The organism is Helicobacter sp. 10-6591, assembly GCF_003288805.1.
Lineage (GTDB): Bacteria > Campylobacterota > Campylobacteria > Campylobacterales > Helicobacteraceae > Helicobacter_F.
This window is the reverse complement of the sequence record NZ_NHYK01000006.1, coordinates 1-14,054: the sequence shown is the minus strand read 5'-3', so window position 1 is coordinate 14,054 and position 14,054 is coordinate 1. Positions and strand designations below refer to the sequence as shown.

12 protein-coding genes are annotated in these 14,054 nt (G+C 38.9%); 6 read left to right on the top strand and 6 right to left on the bottom strand.

The genetic code is table 11. The annotated features are described in order from the left end of the window. Window positions 1–11 precede the first annotated feature (11 nt). The 3 genes from CCY97_RS02940 to CCY97_RS02935 all read right to left on the bottom strand — a co-directional run bounded on the left by CCY97_RS02940 (window position 12) and on the right by CCY97_RS02935 (window position 2,168). Window positions 12–761, bottom strand: coding sequence for a DUF6492 family protein (locus CCY97_RS02940; protein ID WP_258456934.1), 750 nt, complete (start codon window positions 759–761; stop codon window positions 12–14). An 89-nt stretch (window positions 762–850) separates the two neighbouring features. Then, window positions 851–982 carry a hypothetical protein gene (locus CCY97_RS08445; RefSeq protein ID WP_258456911.1) on the bottom strand — a complete coding sequence of 44 codons (132 nt, stop codon included), beginning with the start codon at window positions 980–982 and terminating at the stop codon, window positions 851–853. A gap of 22 nt (window positions 983–1,004) precedes the next feature. Next, on the bottom strand, window positions 1,005–2,168 hold the full coding sequence (locus tag CCY97_RS02935) for an FtsW/RodA/SpoVE family cell cycle protein (RefSeq protein ID WP_112064004.1): 1,164 nt from the start codon (window positions 2,166–2,168) through the stop codon (window positions 1,005–1,007). A gap of 127 nt (window positions 2,169–2,295) precedes the next feature. Here CCY97_RS02935 and CCY97_RS02930 point away from each other — a divergent pair, with 127 nt between their 5' ends. Further along, a complete protein-coding gene (locus tag CCY97_RS02930; RefSeq protein ID WP_112064066.1) occupies window positions 2,296–3,084 on the top strand; it encodes a class III extradiol ring-cleavage dioxygenase in 789 nt (262 codons plus the stop codon). Here CCY97_RS02930 and CCY97_RS02925 read toward each other — a convergent pair. Next, window positions 3,074–4,345 (bottom strand): Opr family porin, encoded by a 1,272-nt coding sequence (locus CCY97_RS02925; RefSeq protein ID WP_112064003.1) that lies wholly within the window; start codon window positions 4,343–4,345, stop codon window positions 3,074–3,076. The genes CCY97_RS02930 and CCY97_RS02925 overlap by 11 nt on opposite strands. Before the next feature lie 100 nt (window positions 4,346–4,445). On the opposite strand from CCY97_RS02925, the gene CCY97_RS02920 reads away from it, so the two are divergent. Next, window positions 4,446–4,916 (top strand): tRNA (cytidine(34)-2'-O)-methyltransferase, encoded by a 471-nt coding sequence (locus CCY97_RS02920; protein WP_112064002.1) that lies wholly within the window; start codon window positions 4,446–4,448, stop codon window positions 4,914–4,916. 248 nt (window positions 4,917–5,164) lie between these two features. After that, the gene (locus CCY97_RS02915; RefSeq protein WP_112064001.1) at window positions 5,165–5,923 is read left to right on the top strand and encodes an outer membrane beta-barrel protein; all 759 of its coding nucleotides are present in this window, start codon (window positions 5,165–5,167) and stop codon (window positions 5,921–5,923) included. Window positions 5,924–6,008: 85 nt separating this feature from the next. On the opposite strand, the gene CCY97_RS02910 is transcribed toward CCY97_RS02915, so the two are convergent. Then, the gene (locus CCY97_RS02910) at window positions 6,009–6,575 is read right to left on the bottom strand and encodes an aminodeoxychorismate/anthranilate synthase component II (RefSeq protein ID WP_112064000.1); all 567 of its coding nucleotides are present in this window, start codon (window positions 6,573–6,575) and stop codon (window positions 6,009–6,011) included. Between the two features lie 58 nt (window positions 6,576–6,633). Next, window positions 6,634–8,112, bottom strand: coding sequence for an anthranilate synthase component I family protein (locus tag CCY97_RS02905; protein WP_112063999.1), 1,479 nt, complete (start codon window positions 8,110–8,112; stop codon window positions 6,634–6,636). A 141-nt stretch (window positions 8,113–8,253) separates the two neighbouring features. On the opposite strand from CCY97_RS02905, the gene purL reads away from it, so the two are divergent. From purL to CCY97_RS02890, 3 genes are all read left to right on the top strand, one after another. Then, window positions 8,254–10,476, top strand: coding sequence for a phosphoribosylformylglycinamidine synthase subunit PurL (gene purL, locus CCY97_RS02900; RefSeq protein ID WP_112064065.1), 2,223 nt, complete (start codon window positions 8,254–8,256; stop codon window positions 10,474–10,476). 35 nt (window positions 10,477–10,511) lie between these two features. Then, window positions 10,512–10,976, top strand: a complete 465-nt coding sequence (gene smpB, locus CCY97_RS02895; protein ID WP_112064064.1) for an SsrA-binding protein SmpB — start codon at window positions 10,512–10,514, stop codon at window positions 10,974–10,976. Window positions 10,977–11,336: 360 nt separating this feature from the next. Beyond that, a partial coding sequence (locus CCY97_RS02890) for a hypothetical protein (RefSeq protein WP_146744494.1) occupies window positions 11,337–14,054 on the top strand: 2,718 nt, incomplete at its 3' end.

Here is a 14,054-nt window from a genome sequence, read left to right as displayed (position 1 = left end):
GAGCGCGTGGGTTATGATACCGGAGAATCGTCTCTGTACTTAAAGTCTCGTTTATAGAATCCTCCGTAAAAATAAATTCTCATAAGATTCTTAAATCCTATGATTTTGCGCAGTGTTTGGTTATGGAGAATCCTGGCAAATGGCACAGGGTTATCCCAATGATTGAATTGCAGCATATAGTAGGTTTTGCCAAAGTCTCTTACAAGAGCATTGTCCAAACTTGGAATTTCTTTGAAAAATCGAGCACCACATCTATATACAGGGTAAAACTGTAGTTGGTAAGTATCCTTGTAATGGTTCAGTACGAAGTTTGCATATGTTTCAAACTCGCTGAAGCTGTATGTTTTGCTGTCTTTATTTACAAGAGAAATAATGGGTTGGTAGAAATATTGCGGTTGCTTTTGATTGAGAGTCTTACATAGATCTTGCATAATGGATTTATTAAAAATCATAAACTCGCACATAAATTGGTAGTTGTTGTTGAACTTGAGATTTAAGAGCGTAGTAAAAGTGTTGTAATAAGGGTGGTTTGGCGATATGCGTGCAGGCAAAGCATTTAAAAACACAGAATCTAAATCGATAGTAAATTCTTTGATAAGTAAGCTATCACAATCCCAACTAAGATAAAACTCTTTTTGGCATACAAAGCTGTATGCCATTTTTAGAAACTGCTGGAAAAACCAGCCACAATGTCTAGGGTCTAAGAGAGTAGAGTGGATGGTTTTGAAAGTGAGATTATCCAGTAGGGAATCTTCGTCTATGAAAGAAACACCTAGATTTTGAATGTAAGCTTTGAGATTGTGCCTTGCAATGACATAAATATCATCTTTGCAAAGAGATCTTTTAGTTGCTAATTCTTTATACCCCCCCCCCTAATATCTTCTTTGTTTCTTGCGGCAATATACATGTTCTTTAAAAGAGAATCTATAGTATGAGGCAGGATGTGTAAGTCTTTTTCATGAGCTGGGATGATAATATCCATTTGAAGTCCTTTGTTTTTCAATTTAAAGAATTTTTGCTCTTCTTGAAATGCTAAGTACTAAGCCTATCGCAAGACAACTTGCTAAAAGCGAGCTTCCTCCATAGCTTATAAAAGGCACGGCGATTCCTTTGATAGGTGTTATACCAGAGATTCCAAAAGCATTGATGATGAATGAAAATGCAAGCAGGAGTGCGATGCCCACACAGAAAAGATAGTAGGTCATATTATGCACTCGATTTGCTATTTTGAATATATAAAAGATCATTGTGGTAAATGCTGCGACTATGAAAAATAATCCCACAAACCCTAATTCTTCTACAATCCCAGCCAGCACAATATCCGTATGCACTTCGCTTAAAAATCCAAGTTTGATCACGCCCTCTCCCAAGCCATTGCCTAAAAATCCGCCATTGAATATAGCATTTGTCGCATGATAGATCTGGTATGGCTCGGGGAGATTTTCCACCCGCAGAGAATTTGCAAGACTTTGGGGCAAGAGTGCTAGGATAGAATCTTGTGCATTTGCCCACCATAGCTTAACACGCAAGATGCGATGTGGGCTTGTGATGATTGCTACAAGCCCTATGCTAAGAGTTGTAAGTAGGATAATTCCTAAGAGTCTGAGGCTCCCACCTGCAAAAAGCAGCATGAATCCAAGTGTCAAAGCCAAAACAATCACTTGCCCTAAATCATTTTGTAATACGGCAATAAGCACCACAGCTATAAAAAATAAGACTATATAGGGGATAAAAAGTTTTATCTCGTCTTTGAGATTGAAGTTTGCCTCTGTGCCAAATTTACGCGTAAAACTCCAAGCCAGAAAATACACAAAACCGATTTTAAAAAATTCTGAAGGCGCAAGGGATAATCCCGGCAGTTTTATCCAACGTTTTGCACCGCCAGCAGATGAAACCAAGCTGGTAGGTAAAAAATGCATACCAACCATTAGCAGTAGTGATAATAAAAAGATTCCAAGTCCGATATTTTGGAAACTTTTATCAGGATCAAGTTGGGCAAAAAGCCATATAACGATAATACCAACAATTGCCACAAGTAATTCTCTCCCAAAGAAATGGAATTCGTCATAGCCGAAAAATCCGACTGAGTATGCAGCCAGTGAATATGACATCAAGACACCTACGCAAATCAATCCAACGACAACAAAAAAAAGCCTACGATTTGCCAAAAGATTCCTTGTGATTTTGAGATGAGTGTGCAATTTTACTAAATTTTGCAATGTTATGTGCGGAGGGGAGATTGTGTTGTTTGTCTTTTGGTGTATGCTTCTTTATCTCAATTTAAGAAGGAAAAATATGCTACCCACTTTGTTTATAGGGCATGGCTCACCACTTAACGCCTTGCAAGACAATCTAATCACTAGAAAATGGCGTGATTTAGGGAAACTGATAAAACCTAGCGCGATTTTGGTTTTGTCCGCACATTGGCATACAAAAGGGCTAAAAATCGCACACACACCTACACCTCGACAAATTTATGATATGTATGGATTCCCTCAAGAACTGTATGAGTTGCGTTATGATCCTAGCGGAGATAGTGCTTTATCATTGAGGGCAAGAGAGCTTTTGGGCAGTTTTGGTGCAGAATTTGATAATTCTTGGGGAATCGATCATGGTATCTGGAGTGTGCTGAGCCATATGTATCCTAAGGCTGATATACCCATAGTGGCAATGAGTGTGAATCTTCATGCGACATTACAAGAGCAAATCCTTATAGGTGAGGCATTGTATCCACTACGAGAGGAAAACATACTTATCATAGGCAGTGGAAACATTGTACATAATCTTTCTTTGATGTGTTGGGAGAAGCAAGATTATGGTTATGAGTGGGCCATAGAGTTTGACAACGCAATAAAAGATGCGATACTCAAAAGAGATTTTCAAAGAGTTATAGAATCTGCTTTGGCACAAACAAAAACACAGAGATGCAATCAGAGTTTTTCTACAATGGAGCATTTTCTGCCACTTTTAAATATCCTAGGTACAAGCAAAGATACTGAGAATGTAAGCGTGTTCAATGAAATATATCAGTACGGCTCTACTTCGATGACATCATATATCTTTGGAGATTTGGCTAAAAGCTAAGTTTGATTCCAAAATTTATCAGAGTAGTATGTGGATAGTAGGCTTTGCCTTTATGCGTGTTGAGCAGATTAAAAATTGCTGAGGTGTGTTCGCTGAGACTGAAGTCTAAGAGGAAATTTACTTCATTGACCCTGTCAAAACCATTGTATATAGTGCTTAGACCAAATGGCTTTTGAAAATGTGTGCTTCCATATACGAGTGCTAGCGATATTCTATCGATTGTGAAATGTATCTTAGCAAAGCCAAGACTTGCATTGCTTCCTACTAAAAATGCTCTACCACCCCACATAAAAAATGGACTAATATTATTGCCTACAGCATTCAAACTCCCAATGCCATTCTCCCCACTCCTAATGAATCCACCGCTTATCTCTAGACCATTGTGTAGATCATCTATAAAATCCTTTATGCCAATATATGCGCGGGTATCAAATACAAAGGTATCATTATCTTGTGTGCGTCTATAAGGGCTATTAATATCTTCAAAGCTTGCGGTGAACTGGGCGTTTGCACCAATATAAGAATTTGAAATCTCATAGCGGAAGGCTGCTTTTGCACTGAAGGCGTTAAAAAGCCGTGCTGCGTAGATTGCTTGGGCTTTAAGGGAAAACATATCATTGAGTGTGTATTTGATGCTTGTATTCAAAAGACCAGCTCTACTATTTGGATTTACATCTATAAGACCACTGAGTTTGTTGTATTGCACATAGCCGCTAGACTTTGCCCAAAAAGCTTCTATGATTATATTTTCAAAAGATTTATTACGGATATGCACACCATCAATCAATCTATCAGCCCATTCTGACTTGACAAAGACCCTTCCTGTGCGTATGCTCGTATCCTCATGGAAATATTCCAGATATGATTGTCCAAGCATTGCAGGTGCATAAAAGTCTTTGGCCGCATCGCCTTTTTGGTTGCTAAAAGATCTTCCTGGAGAGTTTATATCATCAATCCATAGGGAGTCTTTGTGGGCTTGGTAGAGTTTCTCACTTGCACGAAAGCTCACCATGAAACGCCAGCTTTTATAGAATCCAGAGCGATAAGCTAGTCCTAAGCTTCCTACGCTATAGGCGCTTTTAGTAAGGTCATTTTGTCGCGGCATACTTTGGTGTGTATCGCCATATACATTTGTGTTTGAGCTGAAAAATACTACATCGCCATTTGAGATTCCATTGCTCAGCGCTTCATCAATTGTGTCATAAGCATTTATGTAAGCACCTATTACACATGCAATACCTAATAAGAGTTTCCTTTTCATATGAAATCCCACTTTGAGAGAGAATGTATTTGCCTTTAGCGGTTTAAAAGCAGCTAGAATCGGTTTTTTTATTGATTTTTGAATAGCTTAAAGGGCTTGTATGCTACACATTGTGCTTGTCCAACCCCAAATCCCACAAAATACAGGAAACATCGGTCGCTTGTGTGTCGCTACTGCTTGTGTGCTGCATCTTATAAAACCACTTGGCTTTAGCACGACGCAGAGAGAATTGAAGCGAGCGGGACTTGATTATTGGCAAAGATTAGAAGTCTATGAATGGGAGAATCTGCAAGATTTTTGGCAACTTTATAGTCCAAATGAGAATCATTTTTTCTTGAGTACTAAAGCAAGGAAGCTTTATTATGAAGCGAGATTCCAAAAAGAAGCATTTTTGTATTTTGGTAGAGAGGATAGGGGTTTGGATACAGATATTTTAGAAACCTTTGAGTGCCAATCCTATAGATTGCCAATGAGCAAATCTGCTCGCAGTATCAATCTGGCTACTTGTGTGGGTGCGGTTTTGTATGAGGCATTGCGACAAAATGCTTTGTATAGAGATTTTGAAGTGTGATCTTGGTTGTAAATTTTTAATAGGCTTCAAGGGTTGCTTCTTTGTTGGTGTGAGCGATTATCACTTGGATTCCAAATCAGAATGAGACATTTTTGTTTTACATAGGATAATGCCTAAGGTATTTGCTACTTTTAGTAATAGAATTTTAAAAATAAATCCTGAAACTAAAAAAAAAAAAAATTATTAACTGTTTGCTTTGCATAATAGCCCGCGGCGTTTGTCGAAAAATCAGTACGAAAGGAATTACGATGAAAAAGTTGATAGCATTAGGGGCATTAGCTGGAAGTTGTTTTGGATTAAGTAGTGGTCTGTTTGTAGCTGGAGATATTGGGGTGGAGTTGAGCAGATTCGAACAACATGCAAGCGTAAAAGATCCTAAGATTGTTACAAATAATAATAATAATGTACAACAACCATCAGGTGTACAAAAGGGCAATGACGTTGGATTGGGAATCAATACTACTTATGGATACAAAGCCGGTCTTATCCTTGCTCCAAATCGCAAGAGTGGGTTGCGAATCTATGGTTCTTATGATGCAGGGACTTTCTCTTATGGTACTGCACTTAAAGAGAATGAGTTTCCTCTTACAAATCTCAAATACTATAGCTATGGTGCAGGGGCGGATTTGATGATAGGATTTGGCGGTCCTAATACTCTAGGGATAGCTCTTGGCGGTGGAGTTGATTTTATCAAGGGTGATTTGGCAAAGTTCTTAGCACAAAGACCGGGCTCAAGAAACATGATACCTTATGCGAATGTCGCTGTTTATCAACCAGTCGGAAAGCTTCTGTTTGAATTAGGCGTAAAGGTGCCAGTTGTGGCTTTACAATCTGCAAAGATAACCTCTAGCAAGGATAAGTTCTATTTGGATGGACATGCATGTAAGCAGGCTTTTGGAGCAAGCAATGGTTGTCATTTTGAAAAGCAAAATGGCAACAACATTGAAAAAGAGATTGTTGCAAGATTCTTACCTAGCATTTATGCGCAAATAAGCTTGGTCTTTTGAGATAGAGCCTTCAGAGAGACTTGGTTGTAGTCTCTTGGCTTTTTTAGTCTTTCCCCAAACCTTTTTAAACTTCAGTTAGTAACTTCTATTGAGACAAAATATTTTTTATCATATCTGCTCCGCGCTCTGTCATTATGGATTCTGGGTGGAATTGCACACCAAAGATAGCATACTCCTTATGCTCAAGCGCCATAATTTCATCATCTTTGGATATTGCAATGACTTTGAGGCATTTTGGCAGATACTCCTTGATAGCGCAAAGAGAGTGATAACGTGCTACTTTTAGACTTGTATCAAAATTTGCAAAAAGTCTAGAGGTAGTATCAAGACTTATGATTGAGGTCTTGCCATGCATTATACAGGGCGCATAGCCGACTTTACCCCCAAAGGCGCAAACGATTGCTTGGTGGCCAAGACACACGCCTAAAATAGGTATCTTTCCAGCAAAATATTTGATTGCCTCTATGCAGATTCCAGAATCTTCAGGCTTACCGGGTCCGGGTGAGAGCACAAGTGCTTGGGGGTTGAGGCGCTCTATTTCTTGTACGCTCAACTCATCATTACGCACTACTTTAATCTCCGGGTCAAATGCGCCAAGAAGTTGGTAGAGATTGTAAGAAAAGCTGTCGTAATTATCGATAAGAACTATCATTGCCTGCCTTTGTATTGATTGTATAACTATATGGAATCTTAGTGAAAGTTTTGGAGCCCTAGTGCATAAGTTGTGCAAGTTGTAGTGCTGTGATGAGTGCTTGGGCTTTATTATCACATTCTTGGTATTCCTTACTTTCATCACTATCTATGACAATCCCAGCACCTGATCGTACGCATATATCTTCGCCCATCTTATAGACCAGACGAATTCCAATGCAAGTATCCATATTGCCTGAAAAATCAAGATAGCCTATTGCTCCGCCATAGATTCCCCGCTCGCTTCCTTCTAACTCATTGATAATCTCGCAAGCTCTGATTTTTGGTGCGCCGCTTAATGTGCCAGCTGGCAAGATAGAGGCGATAGCATCGAGTGCATTCCTGTTAGGGTCTATTATCCCGCTGATAGTTGAGCCTAGATGCATAATATGAGAATAGCGCTGAATATCCATATATTTTTCTACCTTGACACTGCCAAGTTTGGCTATCTTGCCAATATCATTGCGTCCCAGATCTACAAGCATATTGTGCTCTGCTAATTCCTTCTGATCACTCAAAAGCTCTTTTGCAAGCGATATATCCTCCTCCTCATTCTTGCCTGAAGGGCGAGAGCCAGCCAATGGGTATGTATAGAGCTTGGAATCTGTAAGCTTGACTAAGGTCTCAGGAGAAGCACCAGCTATCTCAAGACTATCACTACACAAATAAAACATATAAGGCGAGGGATTACTAGTGCGCAAGATTCTATACACATCAAAGAGACTTCCCTCTGCTTTTGCACGTTTTGGGTTTGAAAGTACGACTTGGAAAATATCGCCTTCAAAGATGTAGCGCTTTGCTTTGCTTACCATTTGGTGATACTGGACTTCGTTAAAGTCTGATTGCATTTGGGTTAAGAGCTTTATGGGCTTTATAGAGGCTTTTGTGCCATTATAGAGGAGATTCTCTAAAGTTTTTAGCTTTTCTTTTCCGCTCTCATAAGAATCTGTAAGGTTTTCAAGCGTGATATTTGTTATGAGCACAATTTTTTGCCTGAGATTATCAAATGCAATCAATGTGTCAAAAAGCATCAAATCCACATCATGAAACTTGCTGTCAGGGTTTTTGAAGTCAAGATGGGATTCGCTATAGCGGATATATTCGTAGGCAAAGTAGCCTACAAGACCACCGCTAAAAGGAGGGTGCTTGTCAAATTTTGGGCTTTTGTAGTTTTCTAAAATGTCCTCTATGGCTTTCTTTGGCTCTCCACGAAATTGCTTTGTTGTTATGTTTTTTAGGTCCTTTATGTAGATATTCCAGTCTTTGCATACGATTTCTAAACTTGGCTCAAAACCTAAAAAACTCCAACGTCCCCAAGTTTTTTTATCCTCCACGCTTTCAAGTAAAAATATATGTTTTGAGACATTTTTAAGAATCCGCAATACTTCAATAGGAGTTATAAAGTCAGAATAAATCTCTTTTGTGATTGCAACCCGCTTGTATTGCTCTAAAGCAGGAAGCTCTGTGATCTGTTCTAAACTAGGATAGATAGTGTGCATTTTCTGCCTTGTGTGTAAGAGGGATAAAGCTGGAATTATAACCCAATGCTTGGCTTCAAGGAGTTGGGTTAGCAAGAATTTATGCTCAAACAATGCTACAATGCAAGCCCCACTTACTTCTTTAATATTTATGAGGTTTTTATGCGCGATATTTCTCACCTTACCTCCCCGATTACTGAGTTACAAGCCGTACTAGATTCACACAAATTGAGTTTGCAAGATTATTCTCGCATCAAAGAAATCCTTAAGAGAGAGCCAAATCTCATTGAGATAGGGATATTTTCTTCTATGTGGAGTGAGCATTGCAGTTATAAATCAAGCAAGAAATATCTACAAGGCTTCCCTATAAGCGCACCTTGGGTAGTGCAAGGTCCTGGAGAGAATGCTGGTGTGATTGATATAGGAGGCGGTATTGTCGCGGTTTTTAAAATAGAATCCCATAACCATCCGAGTTTCATCGAGCCAAATGCAGGTGCGGCTACAGGCGTTGGCGGCATCATGCGCGATATTTTTACAATGGGTGCGCGGCCTGTAGCAAGCCTTAATTCTATCCGTTTTGGGGATATTACAGATTCTAAGGAGATTGGCAGAAAACATCGTTATCTTTTGCGTGGAGTGGTCGAGGGGATTGGTAGCTATGGTAATTGTATGGGGGTGCCTACAATTGGCGGGGAGATGAGCTTTGAATCAAGCTATAACGGTAATATATTGGTCAATGCCTTTTGTTTAGGACTTGCAAGAAAAGAGGAGGTTTTCTACGCGAAAGCCGAAGGTGTAGGCAATCCAGTAATTTATGTTGGTTCAAAAACTGGACGAGATGGCTTAGGTGGAGCGGTAATGAGCAGTGATAGCTTTACATCCGGCACAAAGGCTTTGCGCTCAAGTGTGCAGATAGGCGATCCATTTGCTGAAAAGCTTTTATTAGAAGCTTGTTTGGAGTTATTTAAGAATGACTATATCGTGGGGATTCAGGATATGGGTGCGGCAGGACTTACAAGCTCAAGCTTTGAAATGGCAGGGAAAAGTGGAAGTGGTATGAGACTTTATCTTGACAAGGTTCCAATGAGAGAATCTGCTATGAATCCTTATGAACTGATGCTAAGCGAATCCCAAGAGAGAATGCTCATCTGCGCAAAAAAAGGTAGCGAAGAGAAAGTCATGGAGATTTTTAAGAAATGGGAAGTGGATGTAGCTGTGATTGGCGAGGTTACTGATAGTGGTGTGATGGAGTTGTTTTGGTATGGGGACTTGTGTGCCACAATCCCAATAGATGAGTTAAGCAATAATGCACCCATTCTTGATAGAGAAGTAAAAGAGATAAAAAGAGAATCTGTAATCGCTAGTTGTATCAATACGGATTTGAATGCGCAAGAGGTCTTCCAAAAGCTTTTGGAATCTGTTGAGGTAAGCGATAAAAAATGGGTGTATAGCCAGTATGATAGTAGCGTACAGACAAATACCATTGTAGGTCCGGGTGAGTGTGATGCGAGTTTGATACGTGTCAAAGAGAGTGGCGTAGGGGTTGGGATGAGTGTGTATTGTGATGTGCGTGCAAGCTATCTCAATCCAAAAGAGGGAGCAAAATTAAGTGTTAGTGCTGCTGGTAGGGATTGTGCTACAAGAGGCGCCAGACCGCTAGCAATTAGTGATTGTCTTAACTTCGGTTCGCCAAATAATCCCGAAGTGATGTGGGAGTTTTCTCAAAGCTGCGAGGGAATCAAAGAGGCCTGCAAGATTCTTAATACCCCAGTTGTCAGCGGGAATGTCTCGCTACATAACCAAAGCGATGGCAAGGACATTTATCCTACGCCAAGCATTGTGAGCGTAGGTGTGATACAAGATAGCAATAAAGCTATTAAAAGTGCCTTGGTGCAGACGGGTAGCACACTTATGCTTGTTGGGAAGCTAGAAGAGAACTTTAGCGCGAGTTTAGCCCAAAAGCTTTGCGAGGATAGAATCTATGGGCAAGTGCCACGCATTGATTTGCATACAGAATCAAGGCTTTGGGATTTTTTGTATGAGACCATCCATCAAGGAGACATCCTAAGTGCTAAAAATCTCAATCAAGGTGGCTTGGCAATCGCGTTAGCAAAAATGGCATTGCTTGGCAATAAGGGGATCAGAGTTCAGACTGGATACACAAATTGGCAATTACTTTTTGCGCAAACTCCCAGTTGTGTCGTTATAGAAGTTCATGCGAGTAAGGTGGAAAAGATTTTAAGCCAGATTAAGACTTATAAATTGCAAGCGCAAAATTTAGGCGTTGTAATGGGGCAGAGAATCTGTATAGATTCTATAGATATGAGTTTGCATGAAGCTAAAAAACTTTATTTTGAAAGCTTTGCAAAGATTTCCACTTTGTAGGGTTAGCAGTGGGTAAAGGTCCAAAAGCGCAAAAGTTGCAATCCAAAGAAGTAGCAAAAAACAAGAAAGCATTTTTTGACTATGAGATTCTAGAAAGTCTGGAGGCTGGAATCTCACTGCTTGGTAGTGAAGTCAAAGCAGCACGTGCAAATAAAGTCAATCTTAAAGATAGTTTTGTGCGCATTATCAAAGCTGAAGCATTTCTGTTCAACGCGCATTTTTCGGCTCTTGAGCATACAAATCTACATTTTAGACCAGACCAAAGACGCATACGCAAACTTTTGTTACATAAAAAGCAGATTACAAAACTCTTAGGAAGCGTATCGACACAGGGCTTGAGCATTGTGCCTTTAAGTTTGTATTTCAATCACAAAAACAAACTGAAAGTACAAATCGCACTTGTTAGAGGCAAAAAACTCTATGACAAACGAGAATCTTTAAAGAAAAAACAGCAGCTCAAAGACGCACAAAGCGCTATGAAAGAGGCTTTGTACAAATGATTTGTTTAGCGCATATACATAAAACGCAGTAGTTATGACACATTGCCCCTTGTCTTAAGACAAGATACACTTTTCTTCTTTTTTTTGTTGCTTTTTTTGTTTCTTTTTTACACCTTATTGGAAATTTGTGTGTTTTTTTGAGAATAAGTGCTTTTTTTTTTTTTTTATCCCTTATACAATTGGGAGTTCAAAGATTTTAGAAAATCTTTTTTTGGGGAAAATCTTTGTTTAAGGAGAAATCTTTGCAAGGGGAAATCTTTGCAAGGCGAGCTTTCAAAGATTTTGTAGGGAAAATTGAAAGAATCTGAAGCTTTTACAAAGCTTCAGATTTGGAAGTATTTGGAAGTAAAGGAGCTAAAAATGAAACATAAGAATTTAGGAATAGAAGTTGTTGGAGAGGAGTTGAAAATGCAAGTAGATTCTAAAATGAAAATAGATTCTAAAGTTGGAGTGAAAGGAGTAAAAGAAATGCAAGTAAATTCTAAGGTTAAAGTAGATTCTAAAGCGAAAGCTAGAGGAGTGAAAGGAAGAAAGACTTTGAAACAATCAAGAAACTTTATTCCTAAGTTTGTCTCAACCATAGCAGCTTTGTCTCTTTGTGTCTCAAGTGCAGTAGCTAATCATCCAGATAATAAGTGGGAGATTAAAGGAAGTAATGGCGGAAGCAGTCAAAGCAATCACACTGGAAATGGAAGTGATGCCAGTCATACCACCACAATTACAGATTTGACTGATGGCATTATCACTACCAAAAATGATGCTGATGGCCGTATAAGCTCACTTATTATAAAAAAAGAAACAAACAACGATAAGAAGCCAACCCTAGAAGTGGGTAATAAAGCTGATAATAATAAAATTATTGTTCCTAAGATAACAATAAAAGAAGGAGCTACTCTTAATAGAACGATTAATGGAGATAGTGGCAATAAATGGAACATAATCTTTCGTGGTGGCTCTACAATAGACAACTTTGAAAATAATGGAACAATAAAATCAAACAGTACTGCAGATACAGTCTATCTCTATACAGATGGGCAGAATAATGGTGGCCAAACTGTTGTGAAAAATTTCACTAATAAGGGCACTATAGAATCAACAGATAACGGTGCTGCTGTAAGACTCCAAAATGGCGCTAAGATTGAGACATTTAAAAATGAAAGCGGCAAGCTTATTTCAGCGACTGGAAGTGCGGTTGCAATAAAGGTAAAAGAGGGAAGTAGAAATATACTTGGCACTTTTATCAATGAGGGAACGATAAAGGCAGAAGGAAAGACAGATGGAAGTGAAGGGGCTTTACAGTTTTATAACACAACTATCACAAGCTTTAAAAACTCTGGAACGATAGAAACCTCAAATGCTAATAATAATGGTGGCAGCAGTGGTAGCAGCAGTAGTACTAACAATCGTAGCAGCCGAAGCATAGATCTCTACAAAGCTACTATCACAAACTTTACAAACTCTGGAACTATCAAGGCAAGTAAAAACAATGCAGTGTATTTAAATGCTAGTACTATTGAAACTTTTATCAATGAGGGAATTATAGAGAGTGAAAGCCAAGGTAATAATGGCTCAAACAACCAAAATGATGGCTTCAAATATGGTAATGCACATCTGATACATGCAGCAATCCGTGTGCAAGCTGGCAATGGTGAAACTTCTAGTATCAAAAACCTTGAAAACAGAGGAACACTCAAAGGCAAGAGAGCTGGAATCTCAATAGCCCGACAAGCTAACGACAATGGGAACAGCAATAATATCAATATTGGAACTATCAAAAACACAGGCACTATTGAAGCTGGAAATGCTGGAATCTATATGGTTAGTGATTTTATGACTATCCAAAACATCATAAACGAAGGCAAGATAACAATAACAAATGGTAATGGTAGTCCAAGTAATTCCAATGGAGATTATTCTGCAGGTATTGTGATTGCTGCTGTTACTCATAAAAAACCAATATACGGCACTATAGAAAACAAAAACAAAGGCACTATCACAGGTGGAGACTATGGAGTCTTTATAGAAGGTGGGAGTATAAGCAATCTCAAAAATTCTGGAACCATAGAAGGCAAGAAAGATGGCATAGCATTCTTTAATGCTGGAGGTACTCTAAACACAACTATAAACAATCTAGAAATAGAGGGGCAAGGAATAATCAGAGGTCAAGACAATGGAATAAATATAAGCAAAACTAATGGAAACAGTGATCAGACAGTAGTTGGAAACCTAAAGATAGCACAAGGTGCTACAGTAGAAGGAGTAAGTGGCAGTGGTTTGGTACTAGGTAAAGATAATAAAAACGGCTCAAGTAGCAATAACACAGACACTTACAAACTCACAGGTAAGATTCAAGTAGATGGCACTTTGAAAGGCAAGACTGCTGCGATTACAAATAAAGGCCAATTAGGCTCAAGTGAAGGTGGAGATGTACTTGTAATAGGTGAACAAGGCAAAATAGAAGGAGTAGTGAGAAATGAAAGTGGAGGAACACTCAAAGGCAATATCACAAATAATGGGAATGGAACTTTAGAAATTGATAATCAAGGAAAAACAGGCAATAACACTGTGATCAAAAACGATGGGAATGGCAGTATAAAAATCCTAGATTGGAAGTTAGAGAATCAAAGCAATGGTAGTAATGGCAATCTGAAAACAGTCCAATTTGAAGGTAATGGCAATATAACTTTAGAGAAACTCACAATCAGTGAAACTACTACAGATATCACCAAAGTAGCAAATGCTATACAAGGAAGTCAGAAAGCACAAGCAGTAGCACATACACAAGTACAAACAAGTGATGGCAATGGTGCAGTAACTATAACAGGTGATCTTTTAAGAGGTCTTGTTGCCAACATAGATGGTTCTAAGACAGCAGCAGCTGCATTGAACAGAACACTTATAGCTACAGCTACTGCAAGAGCTACATTCTTAGATACTGTTATGGGGAATGCATTGAATACTCTTTCTTTTTTGCATCATAGAGCAAGTTCTTCTTTGGGAAGTTATAAGAATGCAAACTTGTATGCAAATGCTACTACTATAAGAAATGATCTGTTGTCTCAGAGTTCTAGTTATGCA